Genomic DNA, 22,135 nt, shown 5'->3' with positions numbered 1-22,135 from the left:
GTCAGAGCAGGTCGGGGGCCGGGACCCGCGCGGGCCGCGGGAGCGTCTCGGCGAGGGAACGGGCGAGCGGCACCGTCCATGCGATGTTCGCCGCGATCCCCGCGTTCGGGGTGTCCGTCGGCTGGTGCAGCCGGTGCAGGTCGTTGAACGTCAGGAACACGGAGGGGATCCCCGCCGCGTGGAAGGACGCGTCGTCGGTGCCACGGGTCGGCGGGAAGCGGTCCACCGTGCTGAGGGTCCGCCCGGTCGCCGCCGCGTGTGCCGCGATCGCGTCGCGGACGTCGAAGCCGAACGACTCCGGCCCGACGAACGTCTCGAGGTGGTCGCCCCGCCCGAGCCCGTCCAGGTTCAGCACGAAGTCGATCGCCGCGCGGTCGCCCTCCGAGAGTCCGGCGACGTGGTGTCTGGAGCCCAGCAGGTGCCACTCCTCGGCGGTGAACCACACGATCCGGATCGACCGGGCCGGCGGCGCGGCTGCCCAGAGCTCCGCGAGCGCCAGCAGTGCGATCGAGCCGCTGCCGTTGTCGTACGCGCCGAGCGTGTTGTAGAAGCTGTCCAGGTGTCCGCAGACCACGACGGTCCCCGCGGACGGGTCCGTTCCCGGGATGTCGACGACGAGGTTGTCGGACGCGGACCGGTCGCGCGGCCCGGAGTCGAGGTCGACCGACACCGTGACGCCGCCAGGCCCCCGGTCCGCGATCCACTCGGCGAGCTGCAGCCCGTCGAGGTGCCCGATCGCCAGGTGCGCGACGTCCGGCGCCGACCCGCTCGGGAGCGGCTGCGGTGCGGCGGGCCCGCCGTCCCGGGCGTGGACGACGACGACGATCCGTCCGGCGTCGTCCCGCACGCCGAAGCGCTGCCAGACGATGGAGTCGCCCCAGATGCCCTCGGGGCCGAGGACCTCGAGCGTGCCGGTGACCTCGCCGGACGTCCCGGCGCTCCAGAGCATCGGCCAGGCGGGCAGGTCGCGGGTGACCGGCGACGTCACCCGGACGCTCCGCACCGTGCCGGGGTCCCACCCGGGCAGCGCCACCGTCTCGCGGCGCACCGCGAGTCCGAGCCCGCGGACGGAGGACGCGACCCAGTCGACCGCGGCTGCCATCTGGGGTGTGCCGTGGAACCGGGGACCGTGGGACACGAGTTCCTCGAGGAGCGCCAGCGCGCGGGCGGGGGTGGTCATCCGGTGGTCTCCAGTGCGGGGTAGGCGGCGTCGTGGAAGGCGTCCTCGGCGGCGAGGGTGTCGCGGAACCAGCGCGTGACGGTGTCGTCGTCGATGGTGTCCGGGATCGCGTCGACGGCCGTCGCGAGCTCCTCGACGCCGGCGGTGAAGGGCGGTGCGGCGTGCATGTCGATCCAGGCCCGGAGGTCCGTGAACCGTTCGACCGGTGCGGCCGCAGCACGGCGACACCACTCGGAGTACAGCGTCTCCGCGGCGAACATCGCGGTCACGGCGCCGGGCGCACCGTGCGTGCTGGTGAGACCGAGGACCTGCGAGGCGAGCACCTCGGAACGCGCGACGGCGTCGGCGAGGCGACCCGGGCCTCCCGGCCATCGCGACCGGACCGTGCGGAACCACCCGAGCTGCTGGCCGACCAGCCCGGCCACGGCGCGGGCGTGACCGGCGACGGCGGGCCAGTCGTCGGACGCCCACGCGAGGTACCCGGTGACCCTGGTGGCGGTGCGGACGAAGCGCTCCTCGATGGCGAGGTACGCGGCGAAGGCGTCGTCGTCGATGGATCCGTCGGTGGCCTCGCGGACGAAGCGGACGTCGGCCGACGCCCGGAGCGCGTCGGCCGACGCGGCGAGGACGCGGACGCTGCGGCGCGAGGGCGTCGTCACCGTGCCGTCAGCCACCGGACGAGCCCGTCGAAGAGTGCCGGGTAGCCGGCCCAGTCCTCGCAGAACGCGGGCGGTGCCCAGTGCGGCGAGCAGTCGCTCGTGAAGACGGCGGTGCGCCCGGAGCCCTCGGTGCGCACGGCGACGAGCGGGTCGCCGTCGATCAGGACGGGGACGACGGCGTCGGGCTTCGCGACGGTGCGGTTGTACCCGAGGAGCGCGGGCCAGGCGCCGTCCACGCCGTCGATCACGGGGTGGGCGTCCACGACGGCGGCGACGCCGCCGGCGGGCAGCTCGACGCGGTCGTCGTACGGGGCGATGTCGACGGGGAGGACCTCCGCGATCCGGGTGCCCGCGTAGGCACCGCGAGCCTGCCAGCCGGAGAACGAGAGGTAGCCGCCGATCATCAGCAGCGCGCCGCCGGCCGTCACCCAGTCGGCCAGGGTCGCGACGCGGTCGGCGCCCGGGATCGACCGCTCGAAGACGCCGGGTGCGAGCTGCAGCGAGTTCGCGCCGATGTCCGAGAGCACGATGACGTCGTACTCACCGAGGGCCTCGGCCGTCTCCGGGAAGTCGGTGGGGACGAGGTGGCCGGGCAGGTGCACGACGTCGTGACCGGTCGCGGTGAGGGCGGTCCGCAGCTGGGTGACGCCCTCGGCGTACGAGTGCACGGTGAACTCGTCGACGCCCTTGGCGTGGGTGGTGGTGGTGATCCAGCTCTCGCCGGCGATCAGGATGCGGGCCATGGTCGTCCTCTGGGTCGGTGCTGTCTGGGTTGGTGCTGTCTGGGTTGGAGCTGTCTGGGTTGGAGCTGTCTGCCTGGTGGGGTGGAGCTGGTTCGTCGCCACCCTGCTTGGCAATCGATTGCCCGATCACGGTACCCAGCATCGGCTCGCCATGGGTTACGGTTGCGTTACGCCGGGCCGGGAGGCTCGGCAATCGTTGCCCAGATCGTCCTCAGGAGGTCGCATGGCCGTCACCCTCGCCGACGTCGCCTCCCGCGCGGGCGTCTCGATCACGACGGCCTCCCGGGTGCTGGCGCGCTCACGCGCGGTCTCCCCCGCCGTCGCCGCCGCGGTCACACGGGCGGCCGACGAGCTCGGGTACGCGGGCAACAGCGTGGCGCGGGCACTCCGCCGGCAGCGCACCGACGCGGTCGGGATGGTCGTGCCGAGCATCACGAACCCGTTCTTCACCGCGCTCGTGGACGCTGTCGAGCAGGCGCTCCAGACGAGCGACCGGGTGCTCTACCTGTGCGACGCCCGGGACGACCCCGGGGTCGAGGCCGCGCACCTCCGCTCCCTGGTCACCCGAGGGGTGGACGGCATCGTCGTGAGCCCCTGCGCCGACGAGCAGAGCACCACGGCCGTCGTCGCCGCTGCTGCCGCCGTGCCCCTCGTACAGCTCGACCGGCACGTTCCGGAACCGGTGGCCGACTGGGTCGGGATCGACGACCGGGCAGCGATGGACCTGGTGGTCGGACGGCTCGCCGCGCGCGGCGTCACGTCCGCGGCCTTCGTGACCGCGGCACGGTCGAACTCGTCGGTCCGCGAGCGGCAGGCCGGATTCGACGCCGCCTGCGCCCGGCACGGCATCCGCACGGACCCGGCGTGGGTGGTGCCGTGCGGGTTCTCGATCGAGGACGGCATCGCGGCCGGACGGGTACTGCTCGACCTGCCGACGCTGCCGTCGGGAGTCGTGTGCGCGGACGACCTCATCGCGATCGGTGTGGTGCACGCGCTCGGTGCCGCCGGGATCCGGGTGCCGGACGACGTCGCGGTGACGGGACTCGACGACCTGGCGTTCGCACCGTACGTCGCGCCGCCCTTGACGACCGTGCGGCAGCCCGTCGCGCGGATGGCGGCCGAGGTGCTCCGGCTGCTCGACCGGTCCGGTGCCGAGCGGACGCCCGGCGAGCGGGTCATGCTGCCGCCGGAGCTCGTGGTGCGCGCTTCCGCGTGAGGCAGGTGCCTCCGCTGGGCGCGTTCGGCGCGTTGCGGGCGGCGGGCAGGCTCGCTGGGACGCGCTCGGTGGGAGGCGCTCGGGTCACGGGGTGAGGTGCGCCCGCGCGCGGGCCTGCACGGCTGCGGCGTCGCGGTGGTCCCAGAAGGCGAAGTGCGTGCCGCCGGGGAGCATGACGAGCTCGGCGTCCGGCAGCTCCGACGCCGCCCGGGTGCTGTGGACGGGGAGGACCTCGGTGTCCGCGTCGCCGTGGACGAGGAGCACCGGCACACGGACCTCCTCGAGTCCGAGCGACGTGATCGCCCCGAGGGTCCGGACGTCGTTCGACCACCCGGTGCGGTGCCGGCCCGAGGTGTTCCCGGTCGCGGCGACGTCGAGCATGAAGGCGCGCTGATCCGGGTCCGCGAGGACGTCCGACACGTGGTCCCGCAGCGCTCGACCGCGGAGCGAGCTCACGCCGGACATCGCGCCGAGCACGGTCGCCCGCGGGGCGTGCGCGGCGAGCCACCCGGACACCCGGGCGCCGACGGCGGTGTGCGACACGACGTACTCCGCCGGGTGCGGTCGCGCCGGGGCCCATGCACCGCTGACCGCCGAGGCCCCGACGACCGCGTGCACCCGGTCCGGGTGGCGCGCCGCGAGCCGGTAGGCGGCCGGTCCCCCACCGGACCACGCGAGGACCCCGACCCGGTCGATGCCGAGGCCGTCGAGCACACCGGCGAGCAGGTCGGCCTCGTCGTCGATCGACGCGTGCGCCGGGTCGAGCGGGGTGCCGAGGTAGCCGGGCCGGGAGACGAGCACGCTCCGGAACGTGTCCTCCGGCAGGAAGCGGGACATCACCCGGGCGGCGTCGATCCCGCCCGGGGAGCCGTGGAGCACGAGGACGGGGACACCGGCGCCCCTGGTCGTGGCCTCCACGTGCATGCACCGAACCTAGTGGCCGCGCCCATGCGCACGCTGCCACCAACCGGAGACGTCGTTCAGGACGTGCGGCTCAGGACAGCGCGGCCACGATCGAGGCCAGGTGCGCCCCGCGCGCGAGGAAAGCGACAGCGCCCCAGGCAAAGCGGCGCGCAATCGTGTACCCGATGTCGCATCGCTCGCACGGCGAGCAGCACGAACGCGACAGCGAACGCGACAGTCCCCGCCCGGGATCCGGACGGGGACTGTCGCGGCAGCGCGCAGCGGCAGCGCGCGGCCGCAGCGCGCGTCAGCGCTTGACGGCGTCGATCTTCAGCATCTTGGCGATGACCGAGTCGAGCTCGCTGTCGTCGAAGACCTGCTTCCAGTCCTCCTTGATGAGCTTCTCGCGGCCGTAGCCCATCGCGATGTGGCAGGCGTCGGAGAACGGGTTCGAGCCGCGGAGACCGTTCGTCAGCGCGATCCAGGTGTGGCCGTAGAGCATCGCTCGGGCGGCATCGCGGGGCACGCCGACACCGGTCACGGTCTCCTCGAGCGCGTCGTTGAGGAAGTCGCCGATCATGCAGGCGATGGTCTCGACGAGCGTCGGCTCGAGCACGGCGAGCTGCTTCACGGTGACCCAGTGCACCTGGATGACGGGCGCGTACATCGTCGAGATCACGGCCTCGGCGATCGCCTTCGCGCGGTCACCCTCGTCGCCGAGGGACTCCGACGCGTCGAACGCCGCGATGACCTCCTGCGGGGCGGCGATGCCACCGAAGGTGTCGTCCCACTCCTCCTTGGTGGTGCGCTCGAGGAACACCGACGGGTGGCACGGGTGCGCCACGGCGTAGTGGATGTCCGAGCGCTTCGCGAGCAGCCCGGCGTAGGCGGCGGCCGGGTCGAGCGTCAGGATCGTCGCGCCGGCCTTCATGGCCGGGACGAGCTGCTCGGAGATGCTGCCGAGCAGGACGTCGGGGACGGCGAGGATCACGACGTCCGCCGCGGCTGCTGCCTCGAGGCTGTCGGTGATGGAACGGCCCAGGCCCTCGATGCGCTCCTGCCCTGCGGGCGAGGCCTCGCTGTAGAGCGTCGTGTACTCGCTCTTGGCGAAGTTGTTCGAGACGCGGGTGCCCATCTTGCCGCCGGCGCCGATCACGGCGACGGTGACGTCGGCGGTGCCCGAGCCGGCTGCGGTGGTGTGGCTGATGGCGGTGTCGGTCATGATTCCTTGCTCCTGGTGTACTCGATGGTCTGTGTCGTCCACGCCGCCTCGGTGCGGGTGGTGGTCTGTGCGGGGTCGCCGGTCGCTCCGACGGTGGCGTCCTGCCACGGCAGCCAGAACTCGATGACCCGGTTGATGCCGCGGACCTCCGGGGCGATCGCGGCACGGACGGCGTCGTGGTCGATGCGGCCGGTGCCGATCGGGACGCCGGTGTACTGGAACCCGACCCAGCCCGGCGAGCGGGTGAAGTCGGCGTCCTTCACGTGCCAGTTCACGACGTACGGCAGGCACGCCTCGACGACGTCGGACGGGTGCTCGAGGTTCGCCACGGTGTTCGCCGGGTCGAGGCAGATCCCGAGCGACGGTGAGCCGATCGCGGCGACGACGGTGACGAGCTCCGCGGTGGGCACGACCTCGTACGTCTCGAGGGCGAGCATCACGCCGGCCGCCTCGTACGCGGGAAGGGCCTCGCGCAGGCGTCGTTCGGTCTCGGCTGCGGAGGGCAGGTCGTCGCCGGAGCTCCACATGGAGCGGACCAGCGTCGCCCCGAGCGCGAGCGCGATGTGGAGCCAGCGCGCCAGGTGGGCGGGCGCGGTGCCCCTGGTCCCGACCTCGAGCGTGAGCCCGAGCGACGCCGCGAGCCCGCGGATCGACGCCAGACGCTCGTCCGACGCGGTGTCGAGCGGCAGGTGGTCACAGATCTGGAAGAGGTCGACACCCTGTGCGGCGGCGTCGCGCATCGCGTCGTCGAGGGACATCGGCGACGGGACGCGGTCCGACATCCGCCAGAAGTACGCGTACGTGGAGAGGCCGAGGAGGGAGGTCATGCCGTCACCGCCAGTGCCTGGGCCTCGTCGAGGATCGTGCGGATCGCGGCGGGGTCGTGCGCGAACCGCCCGAGGAACAGGCCGCCGATGCGGCCCCGCCCGCGGGTGAGGAGGCCCGGTCCGGCACTGCCGCCGTAGACCACGACGCTGCCGGCGAGCTCGGGCCGGGTGGCGAGGTGCTCCTCGATGCCCGCGAGGACCTCGACGATGTGGTCGTCCGGCGCCGGCTGCGGTGCCCCGATCGCCCAGGCCGGCTCGTACGCCACGATGACGGGACCGGCGATGCCGTCGGCGACGGCCGTCGAGACGAACCGGTCGAGCTGGCCGGTCACGTCCGCGATCGCGCTCTGCCGGGAGGCGCGGGTCGGCTCCCCGACGCAGATCAGGGGTCGCAGGTGGTTGCGGAAGGCGGCGTGCACCTTCCCGGCGACGTCCTGGTCCGTCTCGTGGAACAGTCCGCGACGCTCCGCGTGCCCGATCTCGACGAGGTCGACGCCGATCTCGGCGAGCTCGCGGCCGGAGACCTCACCGGTGAAGGCGCCCTCGTCCGCCCACGCCAGGTCCTGGGCGCCGAGGAGCACCGGAGTCCCCTCGAGCGCGGCACGGACGGGGACGAGCGACGGGAACGTCGGGATCACGAACAGCTCGACCGCACCGCTGGTGACGGCGGGGTGGTGCCGGGCGATGTCGGCCACGGCGGATGCCCACGCCAACGTCCGGGCGTGCCCGAAGTACATCTTCAGCGACACCCCGATCGTCAGCCGGGGCGTCGCCGTGGCCAGGCTCATGCGTCGGTCCCGACCGGGGCGCTGCCGTCGTAGGAGCAGATGGCAGCGACCTTCTCGGCGCTGGCGGACGCGGTGTCGAACTCGTAGCCGAGCCACTCCTTGGCCATCCGGCGGGCGACCTCGACCCCGACGACGCGCTGGCCCATGCAGAGCACCTGCGCGTCGTTGGAGAGGACCGAACGCTCGACGCTGAAGGAGTCGTGCGCGGTCACGGCCCGGATGCCGGGGACCTTGTTCGCCGCGATCGCCACACCGAGGCCGGTGCCGCAGATCAGGATCGCCCGGTCCGCTTCACCGGCGGCGACCATGCGGGCCGCGTCGACGGCGACGTGCGGGTAGGCGGTGTGCCCGTCCGCGTCGACACCGACGTCGACCACGGACACGACGCGCGGGTCCGCCTCGAGGTCCCGCTTGATGATCTCCTTGTAGTCGAAGCCGGCGTCGTCCGAGCCGACGACGAGACGGAACTGGGTGCTCATGGGTGTGCCTTTCGTGTGGTGCGTGCGGGTCAGGCAGGGACGGAGATCGTCGACAGGACGGCCGCGGTGATGAGGGCGAACGAGATCGCTCCGGCGTCGGGCGTGCCGACCGCGTCCTCGCCGTGGGTCCGCGCGCGGCCCATCTTCGGCAGCAGTGTGGCGGTGGCGTCGGCGGCGGCGGTCGCAGCGGCGGTGGCCTCCGACCATGCGGTCACGAGGGGGTCACCGGCAGCGATCCGGGCGGCGAGCACGTCGTCGAACGGGACGAGCGCGTCGACCATGGTCTTGTCCCCGACGACCGCGCCGAAGGCGAGGACCGCGTCGACCGCGGCGTGCACCGCGCTCTGGACGGTGGCGGGCTCCGGACGTTCCTCGTCCCCGATGACGCGACCCATGGCCTCCAGGGCGGCTCCCCAGATCGCACCGGACGTGCCACCGGCCTTGTCGGACCAGGCGTCTCCGGCGATCGCGAGGACGCTGCCGGCGCCCGCACCGCGCACTGCGGCGTCGGTCGCGGCCGCGTCGGCGGCGGTGGACCCACGCTGCATGCCGATGCCGTGGTCGCCGTCCCCGGCGACCGCGTCGATCCGGCCGAGCTCGTCGGCGTGCGCGTCGATCGTGCGGCGGACCGCGGTGATCGCCTCGGCGACGACGCGGGCGGACTCCTGGGACTCGGGGGTGCCGGGGGTGACCGGGACCTCGACGCCTGCGGCGAGCACGGCCTCGGGCAGGCGCTCCTGCGGCACCGCACCGCCCTTGCGGAAGGCGGGGCTGTCGGCGGGCGCTGCCCACAGTTCCTCGAGCTCGGCGTCGAGCCAGAACAGCGTCAGGGAGACGCCGGCCATGTCGAACGACGTGACGAGTTCGCCGACCTCGGGCTCGACGACGATCGCACCGGCGGCGGTGAGCTGCTGCTGGACGGCACCGAAGACGACGAAGAGCTCCTCGTACTTCACCGAACCGAGGCCGTTGAGGATCGGCACGACCCGCGCACCGTCGACCGCGACACCGGACGGCAGCTCGGTGAGGAGCTTGCCGACCAGCAGCGTCGCGAGCTCCGACGCCGTGGGGACGTCGGCCTCGTCGATGCCGCGCTCGCCGTGGATGCCCATGCCGATCGCCATCCGGCCCTCGGGGACGGTGAAGAGCGGCTCGTCGGCGCCGGGGAGCGAGCAGCCGGAGAAGGCGACGCCGAAGCTCCGGGTGCGGTCGTTGGCGCGGCTCGCGATCGCGGTGACCTCGTCGAGGGAGTCGCCGCGTTCGGCCGCGGCCCCGGCGACCTTGAAGACGCAGAGGTCACCGGCGATGCCGCGCCGCTTGTGCGCCTCGGTACTCGGCGCCGAGGCGATGTCGTCCGTCACCCGAACGGTGCGGACGTCGATGCCGGCCTCGGTCAGGGCGCGGGCCGCCGCGTCGAAGTTCAGGACGTCACCGGCGTAGTTGCCGTAGGAGAGGAGGACGCCCCCGCCGTGCTCGGCCGCCTTCGCCACCGCGGTGACCTGCTGGGCGCTGGGGCTGGCGAAGAGGTTGCCCATCGCCGCTCCGGCAGCGAGTCCGTGGCCGACCAGCCCGCCGAACGCCGGGTAGTGGCCGGAGCCACCGCCGACGACGAGGGTGACCGTGCCGTCCGGGCTGGTGGTCGAGCGGGCGACGCCGCCGTGCACCTTCCGGACCCGTGCCCGGTTCGCGGCGACGAAGCCGTCCACCATCTCGTCGGCGAAGTCCGCCGGGTCGTTGAACAGCCGGGTCATGCTCCTGCCTCCTGCGTGACCGCACGCTCGGCGTCGGTCGTCGTCGGTGCGTCGCCCAGCCGGTGCCGGCGGGAGACGATCACCATCAGCACGCTGGAGAGGACCATGAAGAACCCGACGATGAACATCGGGACCTGGTAGCCACCGGTCCACTCGCTCACCGCACCCGTGATGTAGGGGGCGGCGAAGCCACCGAGGTTGCCGACGGTGTTGATCAGTGCGACACCGGCGGCCGCTGCGGCCCCGGAGAGGAACTGCGTCGGGACGGTCCAGAAGTTCGGCAGCGCCGCGAAGATCGAGCACGCGGTGATCGCGATCACGGCCACCGTGGCGGCAGGCGAGTTCATGAACAGCGCCACCGGGATGCTGAGGCCACCGACCAGGGCGGGGAGCGCGATGTGCCAGACCTTCACGCCGCGACGGAACGCGTCACGCGACCAGAAGTAGAGGACGACGGCCGCCGGCACGTACGGGATCGCCGTGATGAGGCCCTTCTGGAACAGGTCGAACGTGGTGCCGAACTGCTCCTGGAAGCCGTCGATGATCGTCGGCAGGAAGAAGCTCAGGGCGTAGAGGCCGTAGATGAAGCCGAAGTAGACGAACGCGAGCATCCAGACGCGGCCGTTGCCGAAGGCCGCGCGGAGGCCGCCCTTGCCGTGGCCGTCGTCCTTCGCCGTGTTCTCCTTGGCGAGTGCGGACTCGAGCCAGAGTTTCTCGTCCTCGTCGAGCCACTTCGCCTGGGACGGCTTGTCGCGGAGCACGAAGAGGCAGAGGATGCCGACGATGATCGCCGGGATCGAGACGCAGAGGAACATGAAGCGCCAGCCGGCCAGGCCGCCGAGCAGTCCCTCGTGGGTCATCAGCCAGCCGGCGAGCGGGGAGCCGATGACGCTCGTGAGCGGCTGCGCCAGGTAGAACAGCGCGAGCATCTTGCCGCGGTGCCGTGCCGGGACCCATGTGGAGAGGAACAGGATCGCGCCGGGGAAGAACCCGGCCTCCGCGACGCCGAGCAGGAAGCGCAGCCCGACGAGCTGCGGGTAGTTCTGCACCCACGTGAAGAGCAGCGAGACGAGGCCCCACGTGATCATGATGCGGGCGAGCCACACGCGAGCACCGAACTTGTGCAGCGCGAGGTTCGAGGGCACCTCGAGCACGAGGTAGCCGATGAAGAACACCCCGGACGCGAAGCCGAACTGCGCTGCGGTCAGGCCGAGGTCGGCTTCCATCCCGTTCGGCGCCGCGAAGGAGATCGCGGTGCGGTCGAGGAAGTTGATGAAGAACATCAGCGCCACGAAGGGCACGATGCGGATGGCGATCTTCCGGATGGTCGTCTTCTCGACGATGGAGGTCGGAATGCCTCGCGTGGCGGGGATGTCCACGATGACTCCTGCTCGGTGATGGTGACGGGCGCTTCGGTGTGCCCAGAACAGTGTGCAGCGCGTCGTCGCGATTTGTCAACCGGTTGACCAGTTGACCGACCGGTACGCTTCCCCCATGCCCGCGTTCAGCGAGAACGACCCCCTCAACATCCGGCTCGAACTCGAGTCCGTGCCGACCGGGTCCCCCGCCTCCGAGGTCGCCCGCCAGCTCGTCGCGCTGCTCACCGCCGGCGACCTCGCACCCGGCTCACGGCTGCCGTCGGAGCGCGTGCTCGCGGAACGACTCGGCGTCGGCCGGTCGGCGGTACGCGAGGCCCTCGCCGCCCTCGAGATCCTCGGCATCGTGCAGATCCGGCCCGGATCGGGCACGTACCTCCGTGGCGGGACGTCCGACCTGCTGCCGACGACGCTGTCCTGGGGGCTGATGCTCGCGTCGAACCGCACCCGTGAGCTGCTCGAGATCCGGTCCTCGCTGGAGCGGACCGCCGCGATCCTCGCCGTGCAGCGTGCCAGCGACGAGGAACTCGACGCACTCGGCGCGACGCTCGACCAGCAGGCCGCGGCCCTCGACGACCCGCCGGTGTTCATCGAGGCCGACGTCCGCTTCCACATCCTGCTCGCGCGGGCCGGCGACAACGACGTCCTCGCCGACCTGCTGCAGAGCCTCCGCTCGATGCTCAGCGTGTGGGTCGGCCGCCGGGTCACCACGCGCGAGGCCACCGAGGCGGCGTACCGGGAGCACCGGGAGGTCTACGACGCGATGCGCGCCCGGGACGTCGCGGCGACCCAGCGGGCGATGGACGCGCACATGGCGACGGCGAGCGCCCGCATCGAGCACGCGGACCCCGTCCCCGCGGAGTAGCGGGGCGCGGACCTGCGCTGGGCCGGGCGGGAGGCTGCGCTGGGCCGGGGCGCGGAGGCCCTGTCGCGGAGTGGTCGCGGAAAGCGACAGTCCTCGGTCGCGGCACCCGCGAGCACTGTCGCTTTGCGCGACCACACCCGCGGGGCGGACCGCACCAGCAGGCGCGGCGTGCGCTGTGCCGGACGGGAGGCTCGGGGCACGTCCGGCACCGAGCCTCCGGTCCGTTGCCGGTCCGGCAACGGGACTTGCCCCGGAACCCCAGCTGTGTCTGACTCGGCGTATGCCGATCGATGCCGAGCCCTCCGCCGCCACCTACTGGGAGCAGCGGTACGCCGACGAGCAGCGGATGTGGTCCGGCCGGGTCAACGCCGTGCTCGCGGACGTCGCCGCGCAGCTGGTGCCCGGGACCGCGCTCGACCTCGGGTGCGGAGAGGGCGGCGACGTGCTCTGGCTCGCCGAGCAGGGGTGGACGGCCACGGGGGTCGACCTCTCCCCCACCGCCGCGGCACGGGGCGACGCCGCTGCTGCAGCCGCGGGCCTCGACACGAGGACCCGGTTCGTCGCGGCGGACCTGGCGACGTGGGAGCCCGGGGAACGCTTCGACCTGGTGACCGCGTCGTTCCTGCAGTCCTGGCCGGTCGAGATCCCGCGGGAGGCGATCCTGCGCCGGGCGACGGGGTTCGTGGAGTCGGGCGGACACCTCCTGGTGACGGCGCACGCCGCGGCGCCGCACGCGCACGACCACGAGCACGCACAGGAGCACGAGCACGAGCACGAGCTGGACGGGTACCGCTTCCCGACGCCCGAGGACGACCTGCGCGTGCTCGACCTGGACGCCTCGTGGGAGGTCGTCGCCGCCGAGCTCCGCCCGCGCGCGGTACCGCGGGACGACGGCTCAGTCCACGAGCTCCTGGACAGCGTCGTGCTGGTCCGCCGCGCCTGACGCTCGGTCGAGCGGGCGCGAGGTGCCGACCCGGAACGACACCGTCGTCGTCGTACGACAGCGCTGCTGTCGTTCCGCGTCGGCAGTCGCGCAGCCGATCGGCACGCCGCGCGATAGGTTCGCGAGGTGACGACCGACGTGGGTGGTGACCGGACGAGAGCGGCTGCCGGAGCGGAGCCGCCCGGCGTCGTGCTCGTCGGTGCCCGCGGCTACGGCCTGCACCACCGCGCGAACATCGACCGTCTCGTCGCCGCCGGGGCGTGCACGCTGACCGCCGTCGTCGACCCGACGCTCGGGAGCACCGAGGACGGCGGCGTCCCGGTCGTCGCGGACGTCGCCGCTGCCCGGTCGGTCGGCCCCGTCGACGTCGTCGTGGTCGCGGCCCCCATCGCGGCACACCTCCCGCTGGCGCTCGCCGCGCTCGATGCCGGCGCCGACGTGCTCCTCGAGAAGCCGCCCGTGACGACCCGTGCTGCGCTCGCCGAGCTCCTCGACGCCGAACGGCGCACCGGCAGGGTGGTGCAGGTCGGGTTCCAGAGCCTCGGGTCCGCCGCCGTCCCCGCCTTCCGCTCCGGCGCGGTCGTCGGCCGGGTCCGCTCGGCCGCCGCGGTCGGGACCTGGCGACGGGACGCCGGGTACTGGGAGCGGTCCTCGTGGGCCGGGAAGCGCCGGATCGCGGGGGTCGACGTGCTCGACGGCGTGGTCGCGAACCCGCTCGCCCACGCGGTGGCCACGGCCCTGGCGGTCGTCGGGTGCCGTCGTGCCGAGGACGTCGTGCGCGTCGAGGTCGAGCTGTACCGGGCGAACGCCATCGACGGCGACGACACCTCGGCGGTGCGGGTCACGACGGCCGCGGGTCTCGAGGCCACCGCCGCCGTGACGCTCTGCGCACCGGAGGAGACGATCCCGCGCGTCCGGGTCCGCGGCGCGACCGGCGCGGCGACGTTCGCGTACACGCTCGACGAGGTCACCCGCGACGACGGCGACGGCCGGGGCACGGACACGGACACGGACACCGTCCACCACGACCGGACGGACCTGCTCGAGAACCTGCTCGACCACCGCCGCACCGGCGCCGACCTGCTCGTGCCGCTCGCGTCGACGGGTGCGTTCGTCGAGGTGCTCGAAGCCGTGCGCGCCACCGAGCCGGTGCAGATCGACCACCCGCACGTGACCTGGACGGGCGAGGGCGCCGAGCGGCACCCGGTCGTCGCCGACGTCGAGGCGATCGTGGCCCGCGCCGCGGACGAGCTCGCGCTGTTCTCCGAGGTCGGCGCACCGTGGGCGCACGCCGTCAGGGACGAGGTGCTCCACCGCTTCGTCGTCGACGGCCCGGACGGCGCCCGCACCGAGGTCGCGACGTCCCTCGACGGCGCCGGCACCGTCCCGAGCTCGGTCCCCCGGCCGTACCTGCACCCGGTCCGGACGCTCGGCGGGGTGCACGTCAGTGCGCACCACCCCGGTGACCACGACTGGCACGCGGGCGTCGGCCCGGCGATCCCGGACGTCGACGGCGTGAACTGCTGGGGCGGCCGGACGTACGTGCACGGCGCCGGCTACGTCTGGCGCGACGACCACGGCACCGTCACCGTCGACTGGGCCGCCGCGCTCGGCGACACCCGGACGGTCGACGTCTCCTGGCGCGGCCCGGACGGTCGGCCGGTCCTGCACGAGGAACGTGTGACGAGCGCCAGGGCGCTCGGGCCCGACGCGTGGGAGCTCCGGATCGCGTCGTCGTTCCGGACTCCCGGCGACGCCCCGGTGCGGCTCGGCGGCCCCGGCAGCAACGGTCGCGTCGGTGCCGGGTACGGCGGGTTCTTCTGGCGGTTCCCGGCGTGCGACGACGTCGAGGTGCGTACGGCTTCCGCGACCGGGGAGGCCGCGGTGCACGGCTCGGTCGCCCCGTGGGTGTCCTGGTCTGCGGACTTCGACGGCGGTGCGGCGACCATCGCGCTCGAGGCGCTCGGGCACCGCGACCCCTGGTTCGTCCGCGCCGCGGAGTACCCGGCGATCGGGTCGGCGCTCGCGTGGTCGACGCCGGCCGTGGTCCGCCCCGGCGTCCCGCTGGTGCGGGCGTTCCGCGCGGTGGTCGCGGACGGGCGAGCCGATCCCGTCGAGCTGCTCGGGCGGTCTTCCGCAGCCCACTGACGGACGGGAGGCCCGGTGCCAGCTGGCACCGAGCCTCCCGTCGGGTCGTGGTCAGACCACCGCGTCAGGCCGCTCGCAACGTCGGTGCGTCCTGGGTCGCCATCCAGTCGAGCAGGAGCGCGACGCCGCGCGACGGGTCGAAGCGCGGTTCGTAACCGAGCAGCGCGCCCGCCGCGGTGACGTCCGCGAAGGCGGCGCGGACGTCGCCGAGCCGGTACTGGCCGGTCACCTGGGGTGCCGGTGCGCCCGCCTGCTCGGCGATGACGCCGGCGAGGTCGAGCAGGGTCATCGGCGCACCGGAACCGATGTCGACGGTCGTCGTGCCGGCGCGGTCACTGCGGGTGGCCGCGGCGAGCGCCCGCACCACGTCGTCGACGAAGACGAAGTCGCGGGTGATCGAGCCGTCCTCGTAGACGGGGATCGAGCGGTGATCGCGGGCCAGGCGACCGAAGAGGCTGACGATGCCCGTGTACGGGTTCGTCAGCGACTGGCCGGGTCCGTAGACGTTCTGCAGCCGGAGGACCGAGAGGGGCGCACCGTGTGCGGAGGCCCAGGCGTGCAGCACGTGTTCCTGGGCGAGCTTCGTCGCCGCGTACACGTTGGACGGACGCGGGTGGGTGGTGGCGGCGGCGTGGGCGAGCGGTGTCGCGACCGAGCCGTCCGGCGACGCCGGGTCCCACTGCGCGCGCTCCAGCTGGTGTACGTCGCGTGCGTCGGCGGCGAAGCGCTCCCCCGAGGCCGTGGCCCAGTCGCCCTCGCCGTAGACCGCGCGGGAGGACGCCAGGACGAAGCGCTCCGGGACCACCCCGGCGCGGTGCAGACCGTCGAGGAGCTCGCTCGTGCCGACGACGTTCACGCGGGTGTGGCGGCTGGCCTCGGTGAGCGACTGTCCGGTCCCGGTCTCCGCGGCGAGGTGCACGACCACGTCCGGGTGCACCGACCGCAGCACCGCGTCCCACATCGTCGGGACGGTGACGTCGAACGGGATGGCCGTGATGCCGGCGGGCAGGGCCGGCCAGCCGGAGGCGTGCACCTGCGGGTGCAGGGAGTCGAGCAGGACGACGTCGTCGCCGGCTCCGGCGAGGTCGGCGGCCAGACGGGAGCCGATGAAGCCGGCGCCTCCCGTGATCAGGACGGTTCGGGTCATGATGCCTCCTCGGCATGCTGCAGGACGTGCTCGTCCAGGGCGACGAACACGGCGGGGTCCGGGCCGAACTTGCGCGCGAACGGCAGCCCGGCGGCCGTCAGCATCGGGACGTCGTCCAGGGTGAATACGTCCGGTCGGCCGGAGGTGGTGTCCGACCAGCGGATGGTGTGCAGGCTCGCCCGCTCCAGGTGCAGGGCTGGGTCGTTGCCGATGATCGTCGCCGTGGCGGACTCGACCGGGATCATCGTGCGCTCGAAGTACCGGACCAGCGCGGGGTCGTTCGTGGTGCGGTCGACGACGGCCTGCATCGCGCGGCGGTCGATGGCGAACCAGCAGCTGTCGAACCAGCACGGCGCGTCCGTGGTGAACGGGCTGCGCAGCGCCAGGAACCCGATGCGTGCCGGCGCGCCGACCGCGGGTGCCGGGGCGTACAGGCGGACCGGCAGCCGGTGCTCGCGGAGCCGGTGGATCGCGACACCGCGCACCCAGCGGAACACCTTCGCGAGCGGCTCCGGCAGGCGGCGTTCGAACCCGATGTCGGGGAGCGCGCGGTACTGGAACCGGTAGCGCTGTTCGGCCTCGGCACGGATCGCGGGGTCCGGGACCTCGGCGATCGGCCAGGCTTCGATGACGGCGTTGTCCCCGGCGGCGGTCGCGGCGGTGAGGCGGGCGTGCAGGACCGCGAACGGGGCCGTCGGGTAGTCCTGCTCGGAGAGGAGCATCACCCAGTCGACGTCGAGGTTCGTCAGGACCCAGTCGAACAGTCGCCAGCGGGCGCGTTCGAGGGTGATGTCGCCCCAGCCGATGGTCTCCGGGCTGAGGAGGACGTGGACGCCGAGCGCTTCGAGCGGTGCACGGTCCAACGGGTGGTGGGTCTCGTCGTGCTGGACGACGACCTCCGCGCGCGGGTCGCCGCGGCGCAGCGTCCGGACGAGGCGGAGCAGCTGCTCGCCGTCACCGTAGGAGGTGAGCACGTAGGCCAGGCGGGGTGGCGCGTGCGAGATCCGGGGGTCGGGCTCGGGGTGGGGCTCGGACATCGCCTGCTCCTCGCGGGACGGTGTTGCCGCTGCCCGCGGGGAAGTGCGCCGCGGTGAGCACAGTGTGATCCCGGGAGGTGCCGGTGGTCGATGACGGATCCCCGATCGTGCGGGAAACCGCAGGGCCCGGCGTCAGCGGTTCGTCTGCGACTCGAGCCACTCGGGGTAGCGTCCGCCGACGATCTCGACGGAGTCGGAGAGCGCCGTCAGCCGGTCGACGTCCGCCGCGGACAGGGCGACCTCGGCCGCGCCGACGTTCTCCGCCAGCCGGTGCGCCTTCGTCGTGCCCGGGATCGGCACGATCCACGGTGCCCGTGCCAGGAGCCAGGCGAGTGCGATCTGGCCCGGCGAGGCATCGTGTTCTCCGGCGATCGCGCGGACGCCGTCGACGAGTTCCACGTTGGTCCGGAGCGCCTCCGGTCCGAACCGCGGGATGCTCGCCCGGAGGTCGTTCGCCCCGAAGGTCGCCGACGGGTCGATCGTCCCGGTCAGGAAGCCCTTGCCGAGCGGGCTGAACGGCACGAACCCGATGCCGAGCTCGGCGCACGCTGCGAGCACCCCGTCCTCCGGCCGACGCCACCACAGCGAGTACTCGCTCTGGACCGCGGTCACCGGCTGGACGGCGTGTGCGCGGCGGATCGTGCCCTCGGCGGCTTCCGAGAGCCCGTAGTGCCGGACCTTCCCGGCCGCGATGAGTTCCCGGACGGCGCCCGCGAACTCCTCGATCGGGTACTCGGGGTTGATCCGGTGCTGGTGGTAGAGGTCGATGTGGTCGGTGCCGAGCCGACGCAGGGAGCCCTCGACAGCGGACGCGACCTCGTCGGGCCTGAGCATCCGGCCGAGGAGGGTCCGGCTGTCGGGGTCGATCGCCTCGGCGAACTTCGTCGCGATGACGACGTCGTCGCGGACGGGAGCGAGCGCGGCGCCGACGAGTTCCTCGTTCGCGTGCGGGCCGTAGATCTCGGCGGTGTCGAAGAGCGTGACGCCCTGGTCGACCGCGCTCCGCAGCAGCTCCGTCATCGCGGTGCGGTCCGGGTCGCCGCCGTACCCGCCGGTCATCGTCATGCAGCCGAGGCCGAGCGCGGAGACGTCGAGCCCCTGGCCGAGGGTCCGGTGCGCGATCACGGGCGGTGGTAGTCGTCGTCGGCGACGTGCTCGAGCCAGGTGGTCGTGGTCGCCGGGTCGTCGGAGAGGTCGAGCATGGCGAGGTGCTCCATGTACCGGTCGGGGGTCGCACCGTGCCAGTGCTCCTCGCCCGCCGGGGTGTACACGGTCTCTCCGGGCTGCACCTCGATCACGCCGCCGTCGCGCGTCCCCATCAGGGCCACTCCCTCGGTGACGTGCAGGGTCTGCCCCTTCGCGTGCGAGTGCCACGCGGTGTGTGCCCCGGGCATGAAGCGGACCTTCGCCACCGTCATCGTCTGCCCGGGTTCCTTCGGCGCGGCGATCGGGTCGAGGTACACGTCCCCGGTGAACTGCTCAGGCGGGTTCTTCGTGGTGGGCTGCTTCGGTTCGATCCGCATGGTGCTGCTCCTGTTCTCGTTCTCGTTCCTTCGTCGCCACCCAGCTGGCGAGCAGCCGGAGGGACTCCTCGGTCGGCGAGCCGGGCTCGGCCGAGTACACGAGGAAGTTCAGTCCGGGCTCGCCCATCGGCTCCATCGCCTCGTAGACGAGGTCGAGGTCGCCGACGACCGGGTGGTGGAAGTGCTTGTCGCCGTGCGCGTGGTGGCGGACGTCGTGCGCGCCCCAGCGGACACGGAACTCGTCGCTCCGCGTGGAGAGCTCGCCGATGAGGTCCTGCAGCGCTCGGTCGTGCGGGTTCCGGCCGGCCTCGGTCCGGAGGATCGCGACGTTGATGTCGGCCGCCGTCGCCCAGTTCGGGTAGAAGCGCTCGGACAGCTCGCGGTGCAGGAACGCGAACCGGGCGAGGTTCACCGGGCGGTGTTCCTGCTCGTACATCTCCCAGTAGAGGCCCCGGAACAGCTGGTTCTCGGCGAGGACGTCCATCCGGCCGTTGCGGACGAACGCCGGGCCGGCGGTGAAGCCGTCGAGTGCCCAGCGGACGCTCGTGCGGACGTCCTTGGGGACCTGGCGCCGGCGCCGACGGACCGGGGAGTCGTTCGCCTCGCGGGAGAGGTCGAAGAGGTGCTCGCGCTCGGCGTCGTCGAGGAGCAGCGCGTCCGCGAGCGCCACGAGCACGGTGTCGGAGACCCCGACGAGGTCGCCGCGTTCGAGCTTGGCGTAGTACTCGACGCTCATGCCGGCGAGCATCGCGACCTCGGTGCGACGCAGTCCGGGCACGCGCCGTCCCGGTCCTCCGGGCAGCGAGACCTGCTCGGGCGTGATCCGGGCTCGGCGTGACGTCAGGAACTCCTTGACGTCGTCCTTGTGCGACATGCCCACCACGCTACGAGCCGGCAACTGGACGAGGAATGCCCTGCTGGTACACCCTCGGCGGTCGGGATCGTGCCGGCCCGGTCCGTCGCGGTCGTCGTGACGGCGTCGCGGACGAGGCCGTAGCGTCGGCCCCATGGAACTCCTCTTCGTCCACGGCGCCCTGGTCCGCGACGGTGCCTGGTGGTGGCAGCCGACCGCCGACCTGCTCCTCGCCCGCACGGGTGTCCGCAGCCGTGCGGTGGCGCTGCCGTCCTGCGGCGAGACCGCGTCCGGCGTCCCCGAGGGCGGTCTGGTCGAGGACGCCGCCGCACTCCGGCGCACACTCGACGAGGTGGACGGGGCCGACGGGGCCGTCGTCGTCGGACACTCCTACGGCGGCACCGTCGTCGCCGAGGCCGGCCACCACCCCGCGGTCCGGCACCTGCTGTACGTGTCGTCGTACCTGCCCGACGTCGGGCAGGCGCAGGCCGCGATCATGAGCGGCGAGCCCGACCCGGTGTCGATCGCCGAGGTCGGCGACGGGACCCTGGCGGTCGCGGGGTACGACCGGTCGTCCTTCGGGGCGCGGTTCCTGCAGGACGCCGACGACGCGACCCAGCGCGCGGCGTGGGAGCGGGTCACGGCGCAGACCGCGGCCGCCTTCGTCACGCCGACCACGGCCGCCGGCTGGGAGGGCGTCGACTCGACCTACCTCGTGTGCACCGAGGACCGGAGCACGTCGACCGCACTGCAACGGGAGCATGCGTCGCGAGCGACCCGCGCCGTCGAGGTCCCGACCGGCCACCACCCGTTCATCACCCGACCCGACCTGGTCGTGGACCGGATCGAGGCGCTGCTCGCAGGGTGAGCCGCGAGCGCACGACCGTGTGGTTGGATCGTCCGGCACGAGCAACGACGCCGCAGATCCCGAGGGAACCCATGCCGACCGACACCACCCCGCCCGGACGAGTCCTGCTGGAGGGCCAGCGCTGCCGGGTCCGGATCTGGAACCGGGCGGACCGCTCGGTGACGACCGTGCACGAGAGCACGGAGCGCCTCTACGAAGCCCCGAACTGGACGTCCGACGGGCGACTCGTCCTGAACGCGGACGGCGTCCTCTGGACGATGCCGTCCGACGGCGCGAGCGCACCGGAGCGGGTCGCGATCGAGGGCGTCCCGCCGCTCAACAACGACCACGTCCTCGACCCGGACGGCGTCACGGTCCACGTCAGCGCCGAGGACTTCCACATCTGGAGCGCCCCGCTCGCCGGCGGTCCGGCGACCCGGGTCACGCCGGACGACGGTGCGATGCACTTCCTGCACGGCGTCAGCCCGGACGGCACCGAACTCGCGTACGTCCGGCTCGACCCGGACGGCGACGACGTGTGGTCCTCCGGCACGATCCACGTGCTCGCCGTCGACGGCACCGCTGACCGCGCCGTCACCACCGCCCCCGGTCCCGCCGACGGCCCGGAGTGGACGCCCGACGGTGCCTGGATCCTGTTCAACACGGCGCAGTTCGAGGAAGCGCCCGGCCATGCGCAGATCGCCCGTGTCCGTCCCGACGGCACGGAGCTCGAGCAGCTCACCGTCGACGAGCACGTGAACTGGTTCCCGCACCCGACGCCGACGGGTGACGCCGCGGTGTTCCTGTCGTTCCCACCCGGTACCCAAGGGCACCCGGCGGACGAGCGGGTCCGGCTCCGCCTGGTGACCGGGCCGGGCACCGTCAGCGACTGGGGACCGGCGGTGTGGCAGGCCGCCGAGACGATCGTCGAGCTCGACGGCGGTCAGGGCACCCTCAACGTCAACGGCTGGGCGCCCGACGGGTCGGCCTTCGCCTTCGTCGACTACCCGATCGGCGCCCCCGCGCGGTGATCCGGACGGCCATACCGGACCGCCAGTCCGGACCGCCAGACCGGAAGGTCGACCCGGACGGTCGGCCCGGCGCATCGCCGGGTCAGGAGCGCTCGCCGCCCTCCGGCCAGACGGCACGCTGGACCGCCGACATGCCGCGGTCCAGCGCCCGCAGGTCATCGAGGTCGAGCCGCCGCAGGACGCGCAACCCGTACTCGGGCCGCCGCGCCATCAGCTGCCCGACCGCATCGCGTCCGCGGGCCGTGGCACGGAGCCGCCGGACCCGCTGGTCCCCCTCGGCCGCCGTCCGTGCGACGACGTCCTGCTCGACCAGGCGGTCCACGACGCCGGACATCGAGGCGAGTGAGACGCCGAACGACGACGCGAGCGTCGTGAGGGTCATGCCGTCCTCGGCGGTCACGAGCACGGTGAGGACCTTGAGCTGCTGCAGCGTCAGCCGGAGCGAGAGCAGCGGCTCGACGATGTCGGCGAGCCCCTCGCTCTCGAAGCGTGTCGTCATCGCGCCGATGCGCTGCTCGAGACGCGTGCGCTCGTCGTCCTGGTCGGTCACGGCTCCAGCGTAGGGCCGGCTCCAGCACAGAGCCGGCTCGAGCGCCG

General features: G+C 73.1%; 22 protein-coding genes. 6 read left to right on the top strand and 16 right to left on the bottom strand.

Annotated features, from left to right (window positions below; translation table 11 throughout):
• Position 1: 1 nt before the first annotated feature.
• The 3 genes from EDF55_RS18485 to EDF55_RS18475 are packed head-to-tail and all read right to left on the bottom strand — an operon-like array spanning position 2 to position 2,582.
• Positions 2-1,180 (bottom strand): M28 family metallopeptidase, encoded by a 1,179-nt coding sequence (locus EDF55_RS18485; RefSeq protein ID WP_123656448.1) that lies wholly within the window; start codon positions 1,178-1,180, stop codon positions 2-4.
• The gene (locus EDF55_RS18480; RefSeq protein ID WP_123656447.1) at positions 1,177-1,854 is read right to left on the bottom strand and encodes a TenA family protein; all 678 of its coding nucleotides are present in this window, start codon (positions 1,852-1,854) and stop codon (positions 1,177-1,179) included. Before EDF55_RS18480 ends, EDF55_RS18485 begins: the two co-directional genes overlap by 4 nt.
• Complete coding sequence (locus EDF55_RS18475) at positions 1,836-2,582, bottom strand: glutamine amidotransferase (RefSeq protein WP_123656446.1); 747 nt, start codon at positions 2,580-2,582, stop codon at positions 1,836-1,838. Before EDF55_RS18475 ends, EDF55_RS18480 begins: the two co-directional genes overlap by 19 nt.
• 223 nt (positions 2,583-2,805) lie before the next feature.
• Between EDF55_RS18475 and EDF55_RS18470 the strand changes: the two genes are divergently transcribed.
• Positions 2,806-3,798: a LacI family DNA-binding transcriptional regulator gene (locus EDF55_RS18470; protein WP_123656445.1), complete on the top strand. Its 993-nt coding sequence runs from the start codon at positions 2,806-2,808 to the stop codon at positions 3,796-3,798.
• An 84-nt stretch (positions 3,799-3,882) separates the two neighbouring features.
• Here EDF55_RS18470 and EDF55_RS18465 read toward each other — a convergent pair whose 3' ends face one another.
• The 7 genes from EDF55_RS18465 to EDF55_RS18435 form a co-directional block, all read right to left on the bottom strand.
• Complete coding sequence (locus EDF55_RS18465; RefSeq protein WP_123656444.1) at positions 3,883-4,722, bottom strand: alpha/beta fold hydrolase; 840 nt, start codon at positions 4,720-4,722, stop codon at positions 3,883-3,885.
• Between the two features lie 286 nt (positions 4,723-5,008).
• Positions 5,009-5,923: a phosphogluconate dehydrogenase C-terminal domain-containing protein gene (locus EDF55_RS18460; protein WP_123656443.1), complete on the bottom strand. Its 915-nt coding sequence runs from the start codon at positions 5,921-5,923 to the stop codon at positions 5,009-5,011.
• Positions 5,920-6,750, bottom strand: a complete 831-nt coding sequence (locus tag EDF55_RS18455) for a sugar phosphate isomerase/epimerase (RefSeq protein ID WP_123656442.1) — start codon at positions 6,748-6,750, stop codon at positions 5,920-5,922. The genes EDF55_RS18460 and EDF55_RS18455 overlap by 4 nt, the downstream gene beginning before the upstream one ends.
• A complete protein-coding gene (locus EDF55_RS18450; protein ID WP_123656441.1) occupies positions 6,747-7,538 on the bottom strand; it encodes a triose-phosphate isomerase family protein in 792 nt (263 codons plus the stop codon). Before EDF55_RS18450 ends, EDF55_RS18455 begins: the two co-directional genes overlap by 4 nt.
• On the bottom strand, positions 7,535-8,017 hold the full coding sequence (locus tag EDF55_RS18445) for a ribose-5-phosphate isomerase (RefSeq protein WP_123656440.1): 483 nt from the start codon (positions 8,015-8,017) through the stop codon (positions 7,535-7,537). Before EDF55_RS18445 ends, EDF55_RS18450 begins: the two co-directional genes overlap by 4 nt.
• Positions 8,018-8,046: 29 nt before the next feature.
• Positions 8,047-9,768 (bottom strand): dihydroxyacetone kinase family protein, encoded by a 1,722-nt coding sequence (locus tag EDF55_RS18440; RefSeq protein ID WP_123656439.1) that lies wholly within the window; start codon positions 9,766-9,768, stop codon positions 8,047-8,049.
• Entirely contained in the window at positions 9,765-11,147 is a 1,383-nt protein-coding gene (locus EDF55_RS18435; RefSeq protein WP_123656438.1) for an MFS transporter, read from the bottom strand. Before EDF55_RS18435 ends, EDF55_RS18440 begins: the two co-directional genes overlap by 4 nt.
• Positions 11,148-11,262: 115 nt before the next feature.
• Here EDF55_RS18435 and EDF55_RS18430 point away from each other — a divergent pair, with 115 nt between their 5' ends.
• From EDF55_RS18430 to EDF55_RS18420, 3 genes are all read left to right on the top strand, one after another.
• Entirely contained in the window at positions 11,263-12,009 is a 747-nt protein-coding gene (locus tag EDF55_RS18430; protein WP_123656437.1) for a FadR/GntR family transcriptional regulator, read from the top strand.
• 280 nt (positions 12,010-12,289) lie between these two features.
• Positions 12,290-12,952 (top strand): bifunctional 2-polyprenyl-6-hydroxyphenol methylase/3-demethylubiquinol 3-O-methyltransferase UbiG, encoded by a 663-nt coding sequence (locus tag EDF55_RS18425; RefSeq protein WP_221180783.1) that lies wholly within the window; start codon positions 12,290-12,292, stop codon positions 12,950-12,952.
• Between the two features lie 126 nt (positions 12,953-13,078).
• Positions 13,079-15,100, top strand: a complete 2,022-nt coding sequence (locus EDF55_RS18420) for a DUF6807 family protein (protein WP_123656436.1) — start codon at positions 13,079-13,081, stop codon at positions 15,098-15,100.
• 64 nt (positions 15,101-15,164) lie between these two features.
• On the opposite strand, the gene EDF55_RS18415 is transcribed toward EDF55_RS18420, so the two are convergent.
• The 5 genes from EDF55_RS18415 to EDF55_RS18395 all read right to left on the bottom strand — a co-directional run bounded on the left by EDF55_RS18415 (position 15,165) and on the right by EDF55_RS18395 (position 19,681).
• Entirely contained in the window at positions 15,165-16,247 is a 1,083-nt protein-coding gene (locus tag EDF55_RS18415) for an NAD(P)-dependent oxidoreductase (RefSeq protein ID WP_123656435.1), read from the bottom strand.
• Positions 16,244-17,284 (bottom strand): hypothetical protein, encoded by a 1,041-nt coding sequence (locus tag EDF55_RS18410; protein ID WP_123656434.1) that lies wholly within the window; start codon positions 17,282-17,284, stop codon positions 16,244-16,246. Before EDF55_RS18410 ends, EDF55_RS18415 begins: the two co-directional genes overlap by 4 nt.
• A 132-nt stretch (positions 17,285-17,416) precedes the next feature.
• A complete protein-coding gene (locus EDF55_RS18405; protein ID WP_311317155.1) occupies positions 17,417-18,409 on the bottom strand; it encodes an aldo/keto reductase in 993 nt (330 codons plus the stop codon).
• Positions 18,406-18,807, bottom strand: coding sequence for a cupin domain-containing protein (locus EDF55_RS18400; RefSeq protein WP_123656433.1), 402 nt, complete (start codon positions 18,805-18,807; stop codon positions 18,406-18,408). The genes EDF55_RS18405 and EDF55_RS18400 overlap by 4 nt, the downstream gene beginning before the upstream one ends.
• Positions 18,764-19,681, bottom strand: coding sequence for a helix-turn-helix domain-containing protein (locus tag EDF55_RS18395; RefSeq protein WP_123656432.1), 918 nt, complete (start codon positions 19,679-19,681; stop codon positions 18,764-18,766). Before EDF55_RS18395 ends, EDF55_RS18400 begins: the two co-directional genes overlap by 44 nt.
• Before the next feature lie 133 nt (positions 19,682-19,814).
• Here EDF55_RS18395 and EDF55_RS18390 point away from each other — a divergent pair, with 133 nt between their 5' ends.
• Both EDF55_RS18390 and EDF55_RS18385 read left to right on the top strand, forming a co-directional pair.
• Positions 19,815-20,528, top strand: coding sequence for an alpha/beta hydrolase (locus tag EDF55_RS18390; RefSeq protein ID WP_123656431.1), 714 nt, complete (start codon positions 19,815-19,817; stop codon positions 20,526-20,528).
• Between the two features lie 71 nt (positions 20,529-20,599).
• The gene (locus EDF55_RS18385) at positions 20,600-21,538 is read left to right on the top strand and encodes a PD40 domain-containing protein (RefSeq protein ID WP_123656430.1); all 939 of its coding nucleotides are present in this window, start codon (positions 20,600-20,602) and stop codon (positions 21,536-21,538) included.
• 82 nt (positions 21,539-21,620) lie between these two features.
• On the opposite strand, the gene EDF55_RS18380 is transcribed toward EDF55_RS18385, so the two are convergent.
• Positions 21,621-22,088: a MarR family transcriptional regulator gene (locus EDF55_RS18380; RefSeq protein ID WP_123656429.1), complete on the bottom strand. Its 468-nt coding sequence runs from the start codon at positions 22,086-22,088 to the stop codon at positions 21,621-21,623.
• Positions 22,089-22,135 lie beyond the last annotated feature (47 nt).

Source organism: Curtobacterium sp. ZW137, assembly GCF_003762905.1.
Lineage (GTDB): Bacteria > Actinomycetota > Actinomycetes > Actinomycetales > Microbacteriaceae > Curtobacterium.
Note: the sequence above shows the minus strand (reverse complement) of the source record. Positions and strands in the feature narration are given on the sequence as shown.

Excerpts from the sequence above, each read along its gene's own strand:
- EDF55_RS18485 (WP_123656448.1), bottom strand. The coding sequence starts at position 1,180 with ATGACCACCCCCGCCCGCGCGCTGGCGCTCCTCGAGGAACTCGTGTCC.
- EDF55_RS18475 (WP_123656446.1), bottom strand. The coding sequence starts at position 2,582 with ATGGCCCGCATCCTGATCGCCGGCGAGAGCTGGATCACCACCACCACC.
- EDF55_RS18470 (WP_123656445.1), top strand. The coding sequence starts at position 2,806 with ATGGCCGTCACCCTCGCCGACGTCGCCTCCCGCGCGGGCGTCTCGATC.
- EDF55_RS18465 (WP_123656444.1), bottom strand. The coding sequence starts at position 4,722 with ATGCACGTGGAGGCCACGACCAGGGGCGCCGGTGTCCCCGTCCTCGTG.
- EDF55_RS18460 (WP_123656443.1), bottom strand. The coding sequence starts at position 5,923 with ATGACCGACACCGCCATCAGCCACACCACCGCAGCCGGCTCGGGCACC.
- EDF55_RS18455 (WP_123656442.1), bottom strand. The coding sequence starts at position 6,750 with ATGACCTCCCTCCTCGGCCTCTCCACGTACGCGTACTTCTGGCGGATG.
- EDF55_RS18450 (WP_123656441.1), bottom strand. The coding sequence starts at position 7,538 with ATGAGCCTGGCCACGGCGACGCCCCGGCTGACGATCGGGGTGTCGCTG.
- EDF55_RS18445 (WP_123656440.1), bottom strand. The coding sequence starts at position 8,017 with ATGAGCACCCAGTTCCGTCTCGTCGTCGGCTCGGACGACGCCGGCTTC.
- EDF55_RS18440 (WP_123656439.1), bottom strand. The coding sequence starts at position 9,768 with ATGACCCGGCTGTTCAACGACCCGGCGGACTTCGCCGACGAGATGGTG.
- EDF55_RS18430 (WP_123656437.1), top strand. The coding sequence starts at position 11,263 with ATGCCCGCGTTCAGCGAGAACGACCCCCTCAACATCCGGCTCGAACTC.
- EDF55_RS18425 (WP_221180783.1), top strand. The coding sequence starts at position 12,290 with ATGCCGATCGATGCCGAGCCCTCCGCCGCCACCTACTGGGAGCAGCGG.
- EDF55_RS18415 (WP_123656435.1), bottom strand. The coding sequence starts at position 16,247 with ATGACCCGAACCGTCCTGATCACGGGAGGCGCCGGCTTCATCGGCTCC.
- EDF55_RS18410 (WP_123656434.1), bottom strand. The coding sequence starts at position 17,284 with ATGTCCGAGCCCCACCCCGAGCCCGACCCCCGGATCTCGCACGCGCCA.
- EDF55_RS18400 (WP_123656433.1), bottom strand. The coding sequence starts at position 18,807 with ATGCGGATCGAACCGAAGCAGCCCACCACGAAGAACCCGCCTGAGCAG.
- EDF55_RS18395 (WP_123656432.1), bottom strand. The coding sequence starts at position 19,681 with ATGTCGCACAAGGACGACGTCAAGGAGTTCCTGACGTCACGCCGAGCC.
- EDF55_RS18390 (WP_123656431.1), top strand. The coding sequence starts at position 19,815 with ATGGAACTCCTCTTCGTCCACGGCGCCCTGGTCCGCGACGGTGCCTGG.
- EDF55_RS18385 (WP_123656430.1), top strand. The coding sequence starts at position 20,600 with ATGCCGACCGACACCACCCCGCCCGGACGAGTCCTGCTGGAGGGCCAG.